This window comes from Caulobacter sp. Root487D2Y (assembly GCF_001427165.1).
Taxonomy (GTDB): Bacteria; Pseudomonadota; Alphaproteobacteria; order Caulobacterales; family Caulobacteraceae; genus Caulobacter.
This window is the reverse complement of sequence record NZ_LMFD01000013.1, coordinates 98420-114430: the sequence shown is the minus strand read 5'-3', so window position 1 is coordinate 114430 and position 16011 is coordinate 98420. Positions and strand designations below refer to the sequence as shown.

12 protein-coding genes are annotated in these 16011 nt (G+C 69.4%); 6 read left to right on the top strand and 6 right to left on the bottom strand.

Features of this window, described 5'->3' with window-relative positions; genetic code table 11:
• Nucleotides 1-118 precede the first annotated feature (118 nt).
• Nucleotides 119-391: a hypothetical protein gene (locus ASD38_RS19535; protein WP_056442874.1), complete on the top strand. Its 273-nt coding sequence runs from the start codon at nucleotides 119-121 to the stop codon at nucleotides 389-391.
• A gap of 15 nt (nucleotides 392-406) precedes the next feature.
• Here ASD38_RS19535 and ASD38_RS19530 read toward each other — a convergent pair whose 3' ends face one another.
• Nucleotides 407-1039 (bottom strand): TetR/AcrR family transcriptional regulator, encoded by a 633-nt coding sequence (locus ASD38_RS19530; protein ID WP_056442877.1) that lies wholly within the window; start codon nucleotides 1037-1039, stop codon nucleotides 407-409.
• A 255-nt stretch (nucleotides 1040-1294) separates the two neighbouring features.
• Between ASD38_RS19530 and ASD38_RS19525 the strand changes: the two genes are divergently transcribed.
• The 5 genes from ASD38_RS19525 to ASD38_RS19505 all read left to right on the top strand — a co-directional run bounded on the left by ASD38_RS19525 (nucleotide 1295) and on the right by ASD38_RS19505 (nucleotide 9623).
• The gene (locus ASD38_RS19525; RefSeq protein ID WP_056462686.1) at nucleotides 1295-2374 is read left to right on the top strand and encodes an efflux RND transporter periplasmic adaptor subunit; all 1080 of its coding nucleotides are present in this window, start codon (nucleotides 1295-1297) and stop codon (nucleotides 2372-2374) included.
• A gap of 208 nt (nucleotides 2375-2582) precedes the next feature.
• On the top strand, nucleotides 2583-5663 hold the full coding sequence (locus ASD38_RS19520; protein ID WP_056462683.1) for an efflux RND transporter permease subunit: 3081 nt from the start codon (nucleotides 2583-2585) through the stop codon (nucleotides 5661-5663).
• A 219-nt stretch (nucleotides 5664-5882) separates the two neighbouring features.
• Entirely contained in the window at nucleotides 5883-7532 is a 1650-nt protein-coding gene (locus tag ASD38_RS19515) for a phytoene desaturase family protein (protein ID WP_056462682.1), read from the top strand.
• A gap of 157 nt (nucleotides 7533-7689) precedes the next feature.
• On the top strand, nucleotides 7690-8859 hold the full coding sequence (locus tag ASD38_RS19510; RefSeq protein WP_056462681.1) for an aromatic ring-hydroxylating oxygenase subunit alpha: 1170 nt from the start codon (nucleotides 7690-7692) through the stop codon (nucleotides 8857-8859).
• Nucleotides 8860-9032: 173 nt separating this feature from the next.
• The gene (locus ASD38_RS19505) at nucleotides 9033-9623 is read left to right on the top strand and encodes a TetR family transcriptional regulator C-terminal domain-containing protein (protein ID WP_056462680.1); all 591 of its coding nucleotides are present in this window, start codon (nucleotides 9033-9035) and stop codon (nucleotides 9621-9623) included.
• Between the two features lie 185 nt (nucleotides 9624-9808).
• Here the strand turns inward: ASD38_RS19505 and ASD38_RS19500 are convergent, their stop codons facing one another.
• The 5 genes from ASD38_RS19500 to ASD38_RS19480 all read right to left on the bottom strand — a co-directional run bounded on the left by ASD38_RS19500 (nucleotide 9809) and on the right by ASD38_RS19480 (nucleotide 15988).
• On the bottom strand, nucleotides 9809-10048 hold the full coding sequence (locus ASD38_RS19500; protein WP_056442896.1) for a hypothetical protein: 240 nt from the start codon (nucleotides 10046-10048) through the stop codon (nucleotides 9809-9811).
• 197 nt (nucleotides 10049-10245) lie between these two features.
• On the bottom strand, nucleotides 10246-10431 hold the full coding sequence (locus tag ASD38_RS19495) for a hypothetical protein (protein ID WP_056442899.1): 186 nt from the start codon (nucleotides 10429-10431) through the stop codon (nucleotides 10246-10248).
• 236 nt (nucleotides 10432-10667) lie between these two features.
• A complete protein-coding gene (locus tag ASD38_RS19490) occupies nucleotides 10668-11936 on the bottom strand; it encodes a Xaa-Pro dipeptidase (RefSeq protein WP_442857060.1) in 1269 nt (422 codons plus the stop codon).
• A 185-nt stretch (nucleotides 11937-12121) separates the two neighbouring features.
• The gene (locus ASD38_RS19485) at nucleotides 12122-13471 is read right to left on the bottom strand and encodes an amino acid permease (protein ID WP_056462678.1); all 1350 of its coding nucleotides are present in this window, start codon (nucleotides 13469-13471) and stop codon (nucleotides 12122-12124) included.
• A 162-nt stretch (nucleotides 13472-13633) separates the two neighbouring features.
• A complete protein-coding gene (locus tag ASD38_RS19480) occupies nucleotides 13634-15988 on the bottom strand; it encodes a TonB-dependent receptor (RefSeq protein WP_056462677.1) in 2355 nt (784 codons plus the stop codon).
• Nucleotides 15989-16011 lie beyond the last annotated feature (23 nt).

The following is a 16011-nucleotide window of genomic DNA, read 5'->3' as shown; positions in this document are numbered from 1 at the left end:
CGCGGGGTTCCGACGTTAGCGAAATGGAGTGGAAGGCGGGGATATAGGGGGGGACGGCGGATTTCGCCATGTAACCATTTCCGGCGCCGCGCGAACTCACCCCCATCGGGAGGACGCCATGACCAGCCAGACCACCACGATCAACGGCTTCGCGTGCAAGGACTGCACGGACATCGACTACGCCAAGAAGCACATCGACCCGGCCCATCCCAAGAACGGCCCCTACGACATCAACAAGCCCAAGGCCGAGGACGACAAGGCCAAGGGGCCCGCGGACCCGGCCGTGCTCTACGCCGGCGCGGTCACCGGTCCCGGCGCGATCGACCCGGCCCGGCGCGAGGCGCTGAAGCCGGTGCGGGTGGAAGGCGGGAACCTGGACGTGAAGTCCTGACCCCTCCCCCAAGGACTATTTGAGCGCCCCGCGTCGCAGCATCGCGATGTGGCCGGCGATCAGGGCCTCGCGCTCGGTCCACGGGAACTCCGGCCGGGCGATCAGCAGCGAGACCAGGCCGTGCAGGCCCGCCCACAGGGTCTGGGTCAGGCGCAGGGGGTCGTCGTCGTGGGTCAGGCCGGCGGCGTGCAGCTCGGCGATCATCGCCACGAAGCCCTGGAAGGCCTCCATGCCCGCCGCCATCGGCCGGCCGCCGGTGCGGGCGTTGAAGGAGCCGTCGTGGCTCTTCTCGACCATGAAGGCCACGCGGTAGGCGTCGGGCTCGCTCAGGCCGAAATCGATATAGGTCATCATCGCCCGGTCGAACATTTCGGGCGTCGGCGTCCAGCGCGACTTGCCGTCGTCCATCCGCGCCTTGAGCTTGGCGAAGGCCCGCACGCACAGCTCGGCGATCAGGTCGTCCTTGGTGGCGAAATAGGCGTAGAGCGCCGGCTGGCTGATCCCGGCCGCCTCGGCGATCTGCCGGGTGGAGACCACGTGCACGTCCTTGGCGCTGAACAGCCGCAGGGCCGCGTCGAGGATCTCCTCGCGGCGCTCGGCGCCCTGGCCCTTGGGTTTGCGGGGAGATCTGACCTGCGGCGACTTCATCGTGTTCGAGCCTTTCTCAAGCCTCGCGCGGCTTGACAAGTCGCGATAATCTATCACTGATAACTTATCACTGATCGATAGTCGAGAGGGCGGGTCATGGTCGGGGACTTGGAAGCCGGATCGGCGCGGGAGGCCCCCTCCGTCGTCCCGGCGAAGGGCCGGGCCGCCACCTCCCCCGTTTCACGGGTGAGGAGAACGCCGCAGATCCCTTCTCCTCACCCGCAACGCGGGGGAGGTGGCGCGAGGCGCAGCCTCGTGACGGAGGGGGCGTCCGGCGCCGCGCTGATCGCCCTCCTCGCCCTCGCCGCCTGCGGTCCCGCCAAGACCCCCGCCGCCCCGCCGCCGCCCCAGGCGGTGGAGGCCGTCGCCGTCAGCGCCCCGCGCGCATCCGGCGGCGTCACCGCCACCGGGACCCTGGAGCGCCGTCGCGAGATGGCCCTGTCGTTCCGCATCGCCGGGGTGCTGACCCGCGTCTCCGTCGAGGCCGGCGACGCGGTGCGGGCCGGCCAGGTGCTGGCCGCCATCGACCCGGCCGCCGTCGACGCCCGCCAGCAGGCCTCGTCGTCCGACCTCGACAAGGCCCGCCGCGACCTGGAGCGCGCCAAGACCCTCTACGCCAAGGGCTATGTCGCCAAGGTGCGGGTCGACGACGCCGAGAGCGCCGTGCGCTCGGCCGGCGCCGCCTACAATTCCGCCGCCTTCGACCGGCGCTGGGCGCAGCTCGTCTCCCCCGCTTCGGGCGTGGTGCTGGAGCGCAAGGCCCAGGCCGGCGAGGTGGTGCAGCCCGGCCAGGCCGTGGTCAGCATCGCCGACCTGAACAGCCCCCTGGTGCTGCGCGTGCCCCTGCCCGATCGCGACGTGGCCGGGATCGGCGTCGGCGCGCCCGTCGAGGTCACCGTCGACGCCCTGCCGGGCCAGATCCTGGCCGGCCGGGTCACCCGCGTGGGCCAGTCGGCCGACGCCCGCACCGGCGCGGTGACGGTCGAGATCGAGGTCGCCGCCCGGCCCGAGCTGCGCAGCGGCCAGATCGCCACCGCCCGCCTGGCCAGCCGCGTGGCGGCCACGACCAACGCCGGCTTCGCCCGCATCCCCGCCGAGGCCGTGCTCGAGGCTTCGGGCGGCAAGGCGGCCGTGCTCCGCCTCGACGGCGCCAAAGGGGAGATGAGGGCCCGCCGCACCCCCGTCCAGTTCGGCGGCTTCGACGGCGACGACGCCCTGGTCGCCGGCCTGCCCGACGGGGCGCGGGTGATCACCGCCGGCGCCGGCTTCGTCTCGGACGGCGACCGGGTGACGGTGACCGATCCCAGGGTGTTGGGGAAGGTGGCGGGGCAATGAAGGCGGTGTTGGGCTTTCACGCACCTCCCTCTCAACCGTCATTCCCGCCCTTGTGGCGGGAACCCCTGGTTCAGCTGACGGTGAAGCGCTTTGGCGCGCCGGCGCGCCACACCCCTGCCCTGGCGGCGGACAGAGGGGTTCCCGCCACAAGGGCGGGAATGACGGATGTGGGGGTGACATGGTCACCACCCGAGCGAGGGCCTTCGCAATGAAGTTCGACCTCGCCGGTTTCGCGGTCCGCCGCTGGCAGTTCACCCTGGTCGCCTTCGGCCTGCTGGTGATGCTGGGGCTGAACGCCTTCTCCAACGTGCCGCGTTCGGAGGATCCGCATTTTCCGGTGCCGATCGTCGTGATCCGCGCCGTGCTGCCGGGGGCCGAGCCCTCGGAGATGGAGCAGCTGGTCGCCGACCCGATCGAGGACGCCGTCGACGGCCTGGACAATATCGACAAGGTCGAGTCGACCAGCCTGGACGGGGCGGCGGTGATCCGCGTCCACTTCACCTGGGACGTCGATCCCGAGCGCAAGTACGACCAGGTGGTCCGCGAGGTGAACGCCATCCGCGGCAATCTGCCGGCCGGTCTGGCCCGCCTGGACATCGACCGGGTGCGCACCACCGAGGTGGCGATCGTCCAGGTGGCCCTGACCAGCGACGTGCTGCCCATGCGCCGGCTGGAGAAGGTGGCCGACCGGCTGCGCGAGCGGCTGGACCGCGTGCCCGGCGTGCGCCAGTCGCGCTATTACGGCGCGCCGTCGTCCGAGGTGCGGGTGTCGCTGGACCTGGCCCGGCTGTCGGCCCTGAAGCTGCCCGCCACGGCCGTCTCCGACGCCCTGAAGGCGGCCGGCGCCGAGGCTCCGATCGGCGCGGTGCAGGCGGGCGACCGGCGGTTCAACGTCAAGGCCGGCGGGGCCTTCCGTTCGCTGGACGTGGTCAAGGACACCCCGGTCCGCTCGATCGGCGGTCAGGTGGTGCGGGTGCGCGACGTCGCCGACGTGGCCTGGGCCCAGGACGAGCCCACCCACCTGACCCGCTTCAACGGCAAGCGGGCGATCTTCGTCACCGTCACCCAGAAGGACGGCCAGGACGTGGCCCGGATCACCAAGTCCGTCGACCGGGTGCTGGACGACTACGAAAAGACCCTGCCGGCCGGGGTGAAGCTGGAGCGCGGCTTCGTCCAGGCCAAGAACGTCGAGCATAGATTGACGAAGTTGTTCCGCGATTTCGGCATCGCCCTCCTGCTGGTGCTGATCACCCTGCTGCCGCTGGGACCGCGCGCCGGCCTGGTGGTGATGGTGTCGATCCCGCTGTCCCTGCTGATCGGCCTGGTGCTGCTGCAGGCCTTCGGCTTCACCCTGAATCAGCTGTCGATCGCCGGCTTCGTGCTGGCCCTGGGCCTGCTGGTCGACGACAGCATCGTGATCACCGAGAACATCGCCCGCCGCATCCGCGAGGGCGAGGCGCGCGCCGAAGCGGCGGTCAACGGCGCCAACCAGATCGCCCTGGCGGTGCTGGGCTGCACGGCCTGCCTGATGCTGGCCTTCCTGCCGCTGATGGCCCTGCCGGCCGGGTCGGGGGCCTATATCAAGTCGCTGCCGGTGACGGTGCTGTGCACGGTCGGCGCCTCGCTGCTGGTGTCGATGACCATCATCCCGTTCCTGGCCAGCCGGGTGCTGGACAAGCACTCCGACCCCGAGGGCAATCCGCTGCTGCGGGCGGTGAACGGCGGCATCCACCGCTTCTATCGCCCGGTGCTGCACTTCAGCCTGGCGCGGCCGTGGCTGAGCCTGGCGATCATGCTGGCCATCTGCGCCATCGCCGTGCCGATGCTGAAGATCGTCGGCTCGTCCCTGTTCCCGGCGGCCGAGACCCCGCAGTTCCTGGTCCGGGTCGAGACTCCCGACGGCAGCCCCCTGGCCCGCACCGACCGCGCCCTGCGCTTCGTCGAGGCCCGGCTCAGCCAGGAGCCGGCGATCGTCTGGCAGGCCGACAACCTGGGACGCGGCAATCCGCAGATCTTCTACAACATCACCCAACGCGAGAGCGCCACCACCTATGGCGAGGTGTTCGCCAGCCTGAAGGCCTGGGAGCCGGGCAAGAGCGAGAAGGTGCTGGACCGCCTGCGCGCCGACTTCGCCCGCTTCCCCGGGGCGCGGATCAGCGTCGTCACCTTCGAGAACGGCCCGCCGATCGACGCCCCGGTGGCCGTGCGCCTGACCGGCCAGAACCTGCAGGTGCTGAAGGCCCTGGCGGCGCGCGCCGAGACCATCCTGAAGGCCACGCCCGGCACGCGCGACGTCAACAACCCCGTGCGGCTGGACCGCACCGACCTCGACCTCGGCGTCGACGAGGGCAAGGCCGCGGCCCTGGGCGTGCCGGCCGGCGCCCCGCGCCGCGCCGCCCGCCTGGCGCTGTCGGGCGAGGAGACCGGCCGCTTCCGCGATCCGGACGGCGACGACTACGCGGTCAAGGTGCGTCTTCCGATGAGCGTGGCCGAGGGGCCCAACGCCGTGGGCAGCCGCAACGCCCTGGCCGACCTGTCGAAGATCTACGTGCCCACCGCCGAGGGCGAGGCCGCGCCCCTGGGCTCGATCGCCAGCCCGACCCTCCGCTCCAGCCCCACCCGCATCGACCGCTACGACCGCGAGCGGACGGTGACCGTGTCGTCCTACGTTCAGACCGGATACCTGACGGCCAAGGTCACCCAGGACGTGGTCGCCCGCCTGAACCGCGAGCTGCCGATGCCGCCCGGCTACCGCCTGTCGATGGGCGGCCAAGCCGAGGCCCAGTCGGAAAGCTTCGCCGGCCTGGGCGCGGCGGTGATGGTGGCGGTGTTCGGGATCCTGGCGGTGCTGGTCCTGGAGTTCCAGAAGTTCAAGACCGCCCTGGTGGTGGCCGGGATCATCCCGTTCGGCCTGTTCGGCGCGGTCGCGGCGCTGTGGATCACCGGCTATTCGCTGAGCTTCACCGCGACGATCGGGCTGATCGCGCTGATCGGCATCGAGATCAAGAACTCGATCCTGCTGGTCGACTTCACCGAACAGCTGCGCAAGGGCGGCATGGGGCTGCACGACGCCATCGAGAAGGCCGGCGAGGTGCGGTTCCTGCCGGTGCTGCTGACCTCGGTGACGGCGATCGGCGGGCTGCTGCCGCTGGCGATGGAGGGGTCGGGTTTGTACTCGCCGCTGGCCATCGTGATCATCGGCGGGCTGATCACGAGCACGGTGCTGTCGCGGGTGGCGACGCCGGTGATGTACTGGCTGACGGCGCGGGGGAAGGCGGAGCACACCTAGGGGCTCGGTGCGGCTAGCACTTGCCCCCTACGGATCGCTTCGCGATCGTCTTCCCCCACAGGGGGAAGAGGAGGCGCCGGCGCAGTGCGCGTCCTCCGCCCCCTATGGGGGCGGACAGACCGCGTAGCGGTCAGGTGGGGGCAAGGGGGTGAGCCACTGAGCCTCTTGCCTATTATACACTCGTATAGCAACCTCCCCCCACCACCCGGGGAGAGACACATGACCGCCACCCAGCACCGCGACGCGATCATCATCGGCGGCGGCCACAACGGCCTGGTCTGCGCCTTCTACCTGGCCAGCGCCGGGCTGAAGGTCACGGTCTGCGAGGCCCGCGACGTGGTCGGCGGGGCGGCCGTCACCGAGGAGTTCCACCCCGGCTTCCGCAACTCGGTGGCCAGCTACACGGTCAGCCTGCTCAGCCCCAAGGTCATCGCCGACATGGACCTGCACGGCCACGGCCTGCGGATCCTGGAGCGGCCGATCTCCAACTTCCTGCCGATCGACGACAAGACCTACATGAAGCTGGGCGGCGGGCTGGAGCGCACCCAGGCCGAGTTCCGCAAGTTCTCGGCCAGGGACGCCGAGCGCCTGCCGGCCTATTACGCCATGCTCGACGAGATCGGCGACGTGCTGCGCGCCCTGGCCGGCGAGACCCCGCCCAATCTCGGCGACGGCCTGCCGGGCCTGCTGCGGGCCCTGCGCCAGGGCGGGCGGCTGGCGGGCCTCAGCCGCGAGCGCAAGCGCGACCTGCTGGACCTGTTCACCAAGAGCGCCCGCGACTTCCTGGACGGCTGGTTCGAGAGCGACGCGGTCAAGGCCAGCTTCGGCTTCGACGCCGTGGTCGGCAACTTCGCCAGCCCCGACACCCCGGGCTCGGCCTATGTGCTGCTGCACCACACCTTCGGCGAGGTGAACGGCAAGAAGGGCGCCTGGGGCCACGCGGTCGGCGGCATGGGCTCGATCACCCAGGCCATGGCCAAGGCCTGCCGCGCCAAGGGCGTGGAGATCCTGCTCAAGGCCAAGGTCGAGGGCGTGCATGTCGAAGACCTGCCGAAAGGCGGCGGCAAGCGGGCCATCGGCGTGCAGTTGGTCGACGGCCGCCAGATCATGGCGCCGATCGTCTCGTCCAACCTCAATCCCGCCCTGCTGTACGGCTCGCTGATCGCCCCCTCGGCCCTGCCCGCCCCGTTCAGGAAGGCGATCAAGGGCTACAAGAACGGCTCGGGCACCTTCCGGATGAACGTGGCGCTGTCGGAGCTGCCGGACTTCACCTGCCTGCCCGGCAAGGCCGTGGCCGAGCACCACCAGTGCGGCATCGTGCTGTCGCCGACCCTGGACTACATGGACGAGGCCTATCGCGACGCCAAGGCGACCGGGATTTCCAAGAAGCCGATCGTCGAGATCCTGATCCCCTCGACCCTGGACGACAGCCTGGCGCCTCCGGGCCAGCACGTGGCCAGCCTGTTCTGCCAGCAGTTCGCCTGGGACCTGCCGGACGGCCGCGACTGGGACGACGAGCGCGAGGCGGCCGCCGACCTGATCATCGACACGGTCAACCAGTGGGCCCCGAACTTCAAGGCGTCGGTCCTGGGACGGATGATCCTGTCGCCGGTCGACCTGGAGCGGAAGTTCGGCCTGGTCAACGGCGACATCATGCACGGCCACATGTCGCTGGATCAGCTGTGGGCGGCCCGGCCGGTGCTGGGCCACGCCAGCCATCGGGCGCCGATCAAGGGGCTCTACATGTGCGGCGCCGGCTGCCACCCGGGCGGCGGGGTGTCGGGCAATCCGGGGCGGAACGCGGCGCGGGAGATCCTGCGCGACCGGGACTTCGCGACGGCGGTGAAGCTGAGCCTGGTGGGGCGGTAGACGTGGGAGGCTCACCCACTTGCCCCCACCTGCCCGCTTCGCGGTCTGTCCGCCCCAATAGGGGGCGGAGGACGCGCCTCTTCCCCCTTTGGGGGAGGAGGGCCGAAGGCCCGGAGGGGGCAAGTGTTAGCCGCATTGTCGCTGGAGGGCTTTCGTGATGGACCTGAACCTCCCCAACCACGACCCCGACGCCGCCGATCCTGATGCAAATTGGGGCCTGCCCGGTTGGCTCTACGACAACGCCCGCTTCTTCCGCGAAGAACAGGACAAGGTCCTGCGGCCCTCCTGGCAGATCGTCTGCCATCTGAATGACGTCCCCAAACCCGGCGATTTCCACACCTTCGACTTCCTGGGCGAGAGCACGGTCGTGGTGCGCGGCAAGGACGGCGGGGTCAGAGCCTTCGCCAATGTCTGCCGGCACCGGGCCGCGCGACTGCTGGACGGGCCGTCGGGCCAATGCGGCAAGGGGGGCGGCCGGATCGTCTGTCCCTACCACGCCTGGACCTACGCCCTGGACGGCCGGCTGATCGGCGTGCCGCACGCCGAAACTTACCCTGCCTTGAAGATGGAAGAACAGGGGCTCCACACGGTCCAGGTCGAGGTCTATCGCGGCTTCGTCTTCGTGCGGCTCGAAGGGGACGGCCCCAGCGTCGCCGAGATGATGGCCCCCTACGACCACGAGCTGGAGCCCTACCGCTTCGAGGAAATGGTCCCGTTCGGCCGCGTCACCCTGCGGCCGCGCGACGTCAACTGGAAGAACATCAGCGACAACTATTCGGACGGCCTGCACATCCCGATCGCCCACCCCGGCCTGACCCGGCTGTTTGGTCGCGGCTACGGCGTGGAAGCCGAGACCTGGGTCGACAAGATGTGGGGCCGGCTGATCGAGGAGCCGTCGCGCAATCCGTCCGAGCGGATGTACCAGCACGTGCTGCCCGACGTCGAACACCTGCCGCCCGAGCGCAAGCGTCTGTGGACCTATTTCAAGCTCTGGCCCAACCAGGCCTTCGACATCTATCCCGACCAGGTGGACTTCATGCAGTTCATCCCGGTCTCGCCCACCCAGACGATGATCCGCGAGATCGCCTACGCCCTGCCCGACAGCCGGCGCGAGATGAAGGCCGCGCGGTATCTGAACTGGCGCATCAACCGCCAGGTCAACGCCGAGGACACCCAGCTGGTGGCCCGCGTGCAGCAGGGCATGGCGTCGCGCAGCTTCACGGCCGGACCGCTGGCTTCGAGCGAGGTGTCGCTTCGAAGCTTCGGGCGGAAGATGCGGGCGCTGATCCCGGAAGCGCGGCTGCATCGGCCGCCGGAGGGGTGGTGAGGTCGTGACGCCCCCTCCGTCACGCCGCTTCGCGACGCGCCACCTCCCCCGTTGCACGGGTGAGGAGAAGGGACGCCGCCAGATCCTCCTCACCCGCATCGCGGGGGAGGTGGCGCGATGCGAATACGCATCGTGACGGAGGGGGCGTTTCGCGAACGCTCAAGCCTTCACCCATGACCCGCGCCCCGTTCACCCGCGAAACGCCCGACGTCCGCCGCACCGCCCTGATCGAGGCCGCCTCGCGCGTGCTGGCCGCCAGGGGCGTGGCCGGCGCTTCCGTGCGGACGATCTGCGCCGAGGCGGGGGTCAGCGCCGGGCTGCTGCGGCACTATTTCGAGGGCGTGGACGCGCTGGTCGCCGCGGCCTACGAAGCGACCGGGGCGCGGATCGACGCGGCGCTGGAGGCGGCGGTCGCGGCGGCGGGATCGGACCCCCGCAAGCGCCTGTCGGCCTATCTGACCGCCAGCTTCGCCCCGCCGGTGCTGGACCCGGACCTGCTGGCCACCTGGCTGGCCTTCTGGAGCCTGGTCAAGGTCGACCCGGCCATTGCCGCCATCCACCGGCGGACCTATGCCGGCTACCGCGCGCGGCTGGAGGAATTGCTGACGGCCTGCGATCCGAGGGTCGAGGCGCGATTGGCGGCGATCGGCCTCACGGCCGTGGTCGATGGGCTGTGGCTGGAGCTGTGCCTGGACGCGACGGTGTTCAGCCCGGCCGAGGCGGGGGCGATCGCTGAGCGGTTGGCGGCGGGGTATATAAAATAGAAAACCCTCTCCCATAGGGAGAGGGCGGGGCCCGCGCTCGAAGAGCGTGGGAGGGTGAGGGGTTACACCCTCACCGGTATCTCACAGCGCCCTGCCGGCGCGCCGTCGGACTCAGAACTCCCTCACCCTCCCATCGCGAGCGATGGGTCCCTCCCTCTCCCCATGGGAGAGGGTGAGTTCGGTGACTAGGCCGCGGCCTGGGCGCCCATGTTGGTGCGGCCCCAGTTGGCGCGGCGGGCTTCGGGTTCGGACACCTGGACCCGGGCGGTCTTGCCCTGGGCGCGCATGTGCCGGGCCAGCATCTCGGCCACGCCGACGGCCTCGGGCTGGGCGGGGTAGGAGCCGATCAGCTCCAGCGTGTCGTTCCAGGTGACGTGCCAGACGCCGGAGACGGGGCGAACGAAATAGGTGTGTTCGGCGGCCATGGTACTCACTCCTTGGTGCTCACTCAGCGTCGGTCTTACGGCGTCTGCGTGACAGCTGTATCAATGCTGCACAGCAACATTGTGTTGCATTGCACACTGCAGGAGCCGAGCCAAGGGGATCTATGGTCACTCCGCGGGCAGGATTGCGGCGGCTGGCCGCGAAATCCCTTATCGCGCTTGGAATCGCTGGGGATTCGTCAGTGCTTCCAGGCGAACAGCGAGACCACGGCAAGGATCAGGCTGACATAGAAGCCCAGGCCCCACATCAGGTGCTCGCCCTCGTCGTCGCTGAAGCGGGAATCGAGGAGACGATCGCCGAGCGGCAAGGCCGCGCCGAACGAGACGACCAGACGACCGGTGGCGGTGAGGAGGCGAGTGATCATGATACGGACGCTGCGCCTCAAAAGGTTAACGAGGCGCTTAAGTTGTAGGTTGCGTTTCGCTCAACGATACTATGTCGCACCCAAGGAAAAACCTTCTCCCATTGGGAGAAGGAGGGGCCCGCGCCGCAGGCGTGGGAGGATGAGGGGTTACGCCCTTCCCGCCGTCGGCCGTCCCTAACCCCTCACCCTCCCACCGCTACGCGGCGGGCCCCTCCCTCTCCCCTCCGGGAGAGGGTTCAATCTCTGACCACCACCCCGCCCTTCATCACCGCGCCGACGTGCTCCAGCACCGCGATGTCGGCGATCGCGTCGCCGTCCACGGCGATCAGGTCGGCGTAGCGGCCCGGCGCCACGGCGCCGACGTCGGTGGTCTTCATCAGCTCGGCCGCCACGGTGGTCGCCGACTGGATGGCCTGCATCGGGGTCATGCCGTAGCGGACCATGTAGGGCAGCTGGCGGGCGTTCAGGCCGTGGGGATAGACGCCGGCGTCGGTGCCGTAGGCGATCTTGACCCCGGCCTTGACCGCCTTGCGGAACCCCTCGCGCTGGGCCTCGGTGGTCTCGAAATTCTTGCGCAGGGTCTCGGCCGGCCAGGCGTGGGCCTTGCCGTAGGCGTCGATCCAGTCGCCGTCATAGATGTCGGCCACCAGGAACACGCCCTTGGCCTTCATCATGGCGATGGCCTCGTCGTCCATCAGCGAGCCGTGCTCGATCGAGCGCACCCCCGCCCGCATGGCCGACTTCATGCCCTCGGCCCCGTGGGCGTGGGCGGTGGCGTAGGTTCCGCGACGGGCGGCCTCCTCGACGGCGGCCCGCATCTCGTCCTCGGTCAGCTCCTGCTGGCCCGGCTCGGTGCCGACCGTCAGGACCGCGCCGGTGGCGATCAGCTTCAGGAAGTCGGCGTGGTGGGCCAGGATGTTGGCCGCCTTGCGCCGCGCGTCGGCGGCGTCGACGACCACGCCCGCCCGCATCTCATCGGGGATCTTCACGTCGTCGGCGAGGCCGGTGATCTCGCCGCCGCCGCCGGGGATGGTGATGTAGGCGCCGGCCACCGACATCCGGGGGCCGGGCACCAGGCCGGCGTCGATGGCGTCGCGCAGGGCCACGTCGCCGAACGCCCGCCAGGTCCCGACGTCGCGCACGCTGGTGAAGCCGGCCTCCAGGGTCGCGCGGGCGTGGGCGGCGCCGATATAGGCCTGGTAGGCGGCGGTGGTCAGCAGCGGCTCGGCGATGTTCTCGGTCTGCTCCTGGTCGACCAGGTGGGTGTGCATGTCGATCAGGCCGGGCAGCACCATGCGGCTGGACCAGTCGATGACCTTGCCGTCGGTCGGGGCGGTCTTCCACGGCGCGACCGAGACGATCCGCTCGCCGTCGATCTTGATCAGCTGGTCGGTCAGGACCTTGCCCTGCAGGGTGTCGACCAGCTTGCCGGCGTGGACGTAGAGGGGGGCGGCCCAAGACACCGTGGGGGCGGCGAGCGGCGCGAGCGCCAGGGCGGCGGCCATCAGGATCGTGCGTACGGTCATAAGCAATCTCTCTCTAACCGCTCATCCCGGCGAATGCCGGGACCCAGATGGAATGGCGGTGTGGCTGACGCCAAAAGCTCTGAGCCCTTCCAACCCGACACACCGCCATGGGATCTGGGTCCCGGCATTCGCCGGGATGAGCGGATCAAAAAATCATCCGTTGGTCACTTGGCCCCCCGCCCCCGCGTCAGCCAGTAGAACGGCGCGCCGACGGCCAGCAGGCCCACGCCCAGCAGCACCGCCTGGCCGCCGGCCCCCACCAGGGTCCAGACCGAATAGACGCCGGCCAGCAGGGCGATCACGGTCAAGGTCGTTGTCGGGGCGATGCGGCGGCTGGCCTGCAGCTTCAGCGCCGCCAGGGCGCAGGCCAGATAGGCGAACAGCGAGGCCGTGGTGGCCACCAGGGCGATGAAGGTGAACAGGTCGGCCATCGACTTGGCGTAGTTCATCAGCACCAGGACGGTCAGGAAGCCGGCCGACAGCAGGTGGGCGCGGACGGGCGCGCCGCGCGCCGACTCCTTGGCCAGGAAGGCCGGGAACACCCCGCCCTTGGCCATGGCGTAGGGCATCTCGCCCTGCAGCAGCACCCAGCCGTTCAGGGCCCCGAAGGCGCTGATCGCCGCGAACAGGGCCAGGATCTTGCCGGCGTTTCCGCCCCAGTAGAGGCCCACGAAGTCCGACAGCGGGGCGTTGGAGACCTTCAGGGTGTCGGTCGGCATCAAGAGGACCACCGCCGAGCAGACCAGCAGGTAGATCACGCCGGTGAACACCGTGCCCACCAGGGTGGCGCGCGGGATGGTGCGGACCGGATCGACCACCTTGCCGGCCGGCACGGTGGCCGACTCCAGGCCCAGCAGCGCCCACAGCGTCAGGGCCCCGGCGGCGGTGATCCCGCCCGGATGGATGTCGGCGGCGCGGAACGGCGTCAGGCTGGCCCCGTGGTCGCGGCCGATCACCCAGAAGGCCAGGCCGGCCACGGCGACCAGCGGCAGCAGCTTGAGCACGGTGGTCACCACCTGCACGCCGCCGGCCAGGCGGGCGCCGGCGATGTTGATCGCCACCATCAGCCAGACCGCGCCCAGGGTGACCAGCAGGTGCAGGCCCGGAACCTCGGCGATGGCCGGGAAGATCGCCGACAGATAGCTGACCGCCCCGGTGGCGATGGCGGCGTTGCCGACCCACAGCGAGATCCAGTAGCTCCAGGCCACCATGAACCCGACCAGCGGCCCGAAGGCTTCCTGGGTGTAGGCGTAGGGCCCGCCGGCCTTGGGGAATTCGCGCGCCAGGCCCGCGAACACGAAGGCCAGGCAGACGGCGCCGCCGATGGTCAGCAGCCAGCCAAACACCGCGTTCCAGCCGTAGGGGGCCAGGGACGCGGGCAGCATGAACACCCCCGAGCCGATCATGTTGCCGACCACCAGGGCCGTGCACATCCAGAAGCCCAATTCTCGCGAGGAGGGGGCGCGCGGGGCGGTGATCTTGGGGATGGGGACCTTCTGCGGGGTCGCTGTCATGCGGTTACGCTTTCACGGACCACGCTGCTCACGCAACAATGGTTGTCATCCCGGAAGCCTCGCAGAGGCTGTCCGGGACCCAGGGGACTGGGCGAAGGCGGTGCGAACCCCCTGGGTCCCGGACAGCGCTGCGCGCTTCCGGGATGACAACCCTGATTGCGATCAGAACCGCTGCCCGAACTTGATGCCCATCAGCCGCGGCTGGTTGGGCACCACATAGGTGCGGCCGCCGCAGACCGTCTCGATGCACTCGGCGTAGCGATAGAGGCTGGCGCGCTTGTCGAAGGCGTTCTTGATATAGGCCTCCAGCGTCCAGGAATCGCGGGCGATCCCGGCCGTGAAGTCGGCGGTCGTGTAGCCGTTCTGGCGGCCGATGATCTCGCGCTCCTGGATCCGCAGGTCGGTCCAGCTGCCGCTCTGATAGACCGCCGAGCCCTGGACGTGGGCCTGCAGGTCGCCGATGTCCCACTCGTAGCGCGTGGTCAGGTTGAACTTCAGCTTGGGGGTGATCGGCAGCACCGAGCCGTCCGGCGCGTCCGGTCCGGTGGCGGCGCAGCCGTTGATCAGGTCCTCGCAGAAGTCCTCGGTCAGGTGGGCGCTGGTGTAGGCGCCCGAGGCGTTCAGGGTCCAGCCCTGGGCGATCGCCCAGTTGACGTCGGTCTCGACGCCCTTGACCTCGGCCGCGCCGGCGTTGCGGATCTCGGTCAGGCCGTTGGCCCCCAGCAGGCCGACCTGGAAGTCCTGCCACTTTTCCAGATAGACCGAGCCGTTCCAGCGCAGGCGGTTCTCGAGCCAGGTGGTCTTCCACCCCGCCTCGTAGTTCTTCAGGTAGTCGGACGTGTAGGGCGGGATCGTGCCGCGGCGGTTGATGCCGCCGGGCCGGAAGCCCTCGGAATAGGTGGCGTAGATCAGTTTGTCGGGCGTGACCTTGTAGGTCACGGTCACCTTGGGCGAGTTGCCGTCTTCCTTGATGCCCTTGTCGAGATTGGTGCACGGCGAGCCGGCGATCTCGGGCCCGGTGAAGCACTTGGCCTCGCCGGTGTTGCTGCTGTAGCCCGCGCCATAGCCGAAGAAGCCCTTCAGGGTGTTGTGCGCCTTGAAGAACCGGATGCCGCCGGTGATCGTCAGCTGGTCGGTGATGTCATAGGCCAGCTCGCCGAAGACGGCCTCGTCGCGGTCCACCCGCTTCTGCTTGGTCAGCCAGATGGTGTGCGGATAGCCCGGCACCGAGATCGACTCGCCGATGGCGTCGATCTTGTAGTCCTGGGTGATGCCGTGGGTCTGGCGCTGGTAGAACACGCCGGCCACGAAGCGCAGGCGGTTCTCCTGCGGGCTGGCGACGCGGATTTCGTGGCTGACCTTGGAATAGCGGTCGTTGCCGTTGATGTACTGGGCCGGATTGACCGGGTTGCCGGCGTCGTCGGTCCAATAGGCGCCGTAGGTGGTCATGGTGTCGTAGAAGTACGAGTAGTCGGTGTAGTCGGAGTGGGAGTCGACCTCGCGCTTCAGGTACGAGCCGGCGTAGGTGACGTCGAGATTGGCGATCTGGCCCTCGACGGTCAGGGCCGCCTGGGCCCACTTGTCGTCGGAGTTCTCCGGATAGAAGTGGCCCACCTTCAGGTCGCCCAGCGACGGATCGTAGGAGAACAGGCCCCCGACCTTCTGCTGCTGGCCCATGATGGTCGGGGTGACCACCCAGTTCTCGCCCAGCTCGATGCGCAGGGCGGCCCGGCCGCCGTAGGTGTCGACGTCGTTGTAGTTCTCCTTGGCCCGCGCGGCGTTGTTGATCGTCACGCCCGAGGTGGGGAAGAACAGGCTGTTGGGCACGTTGTCGATATAGCCGCCGTCGTGCTCGGCCCAGCCGACCAAGCGCACGGCGATCGAGTCGCTGATCGGCTGGTTGACGAAGCCCTCGGCCACATAGCCCGCGTCGCCGTGGGCGATGGTGTTGGCCTCCAGGTCGTAGCCAGCGCTGAAGCCCGCGGTGCTGGGCTTGTTGGTGATGATCCGCACCGTGCCGGCCTGCGAGCTGGCGCCGTACAGCGTGCCCTGCGGCCCGGCCAGGGCCTCGACCCGGGCGATGTCGTAGATGTGCAGGTCCAGCGCGCCCTGGATCGTGGTGATCGGCTGCTCGTCCAGATAGGTGCCGACCGTGGGCAGCGGGCCCGAGTGGTTGGCGTTGTCGCCGCTGACGATGCCGCGCATGAACACGCTGGAGAAGCCCGGCGAGGTGGTCTGGATCGACACGCTGGGCAGGAACTTGATGTAGTCGTTCAGGCCGGTGATGTGGCGCTCTTCCAGGGTCTTGGTCCCCAGCGCCTGGATGCTGATCGGCACGTCCTGCAGGTTTTCCGAGCGCTTCTGGGCGGTGACCACCACCTGTTCCAGAGCCACCGCCCCGCTCTCGGCGGTCTGGGCCTGGGCCGCCACCCCGGTAAGCATCGACGACGCCAGCAGGGCTGTGGTCCAAATCGCCGTCTTGGACGATCCGTGCGTGTTACGCTTGGTCAACGGCATTATCGCTCCCCCGAACAGGTTAG

Bases quoted from the DNA above. Each gene is read 5' to 3' on its own strand.
- ASD38_RS19535 (WP_056442874.1), top strand. From the start codon at position 119: ATGACCAGCCAGACCACCACGATCAACGGCTTCGCGTGCAAGGACTGC.
- ASD38_RS19530 (WP_056442877.1), bottom strand. From the start codon at position 1,039: ATGAAGTCGCCGCAGGTCAGATCTCCCCGCAAACCCAAGGGCCAGGGC.
- ASD38_RS19520 (WP_056462683.1), top strand. From the start codon at position 2,583: ATGAAGTTCGACCTCGCCGGTTTCGCGGTCCGCCGCTGGCAGTTCACC.
- ASD38_RS19515 (WP_056462682.1), top strand. From the start codon at position 5,883: ATGACCGCCACCCAGCACCGCGACGCGATCATCATCGGCGGCGGCCAC.
- ASD38_RS19510 (WP_056462681.1), top strand. From the start codon at position 7,690: ATGGACCTGAACCTCCCCAACCACGACCCCGACGCCGCCGATCCTGAT.
- ASD38_RS19505 (WP_056462680.1), top strand. From the start codon at position 9,033: ATGACCCGCGCCCCGTTCACCCGCGAAACGCCCGACGTCCGCCGCACC.
- ASD38_RS19500 (WP_056442896.1), bottom strand. From the start codon at position 10,048: ATGGCCGCCGAACACACCTATTTCGTTCGCCCCGTCTCCGGCGTCTGG.
- ASD38_RS19495 (WP_056442899.1), bottom strand. From the start codon at position 10,431: ATGATCACTCGCCTCCTCACCGCCACCGGTCGTCTGGTCGTCTCGTTC.
- ASD38_RS19490 (WP_442857060.1), bottom strand. From the start codon at position 11,936: ATGGCCGCCGCCCTGGCGCTCGCGCCGCTCGCCGCCCCCACGGTGTCT.
- ASD38_RS19485 (WP_056462678.1), bottom strand. From the start codon at position 13,471: ATGACAGCGACCCCGCAGAAGGTCCCCATCCCCAAGATCACCGCCCCG.
- ASD38_RS19480 (WP_056462677.1), bottom strand. From the start codon at position 15,988: ATGCCGTTGACCAAGCGTAACACGCACGGATCGTCCAAGACGGCGATT.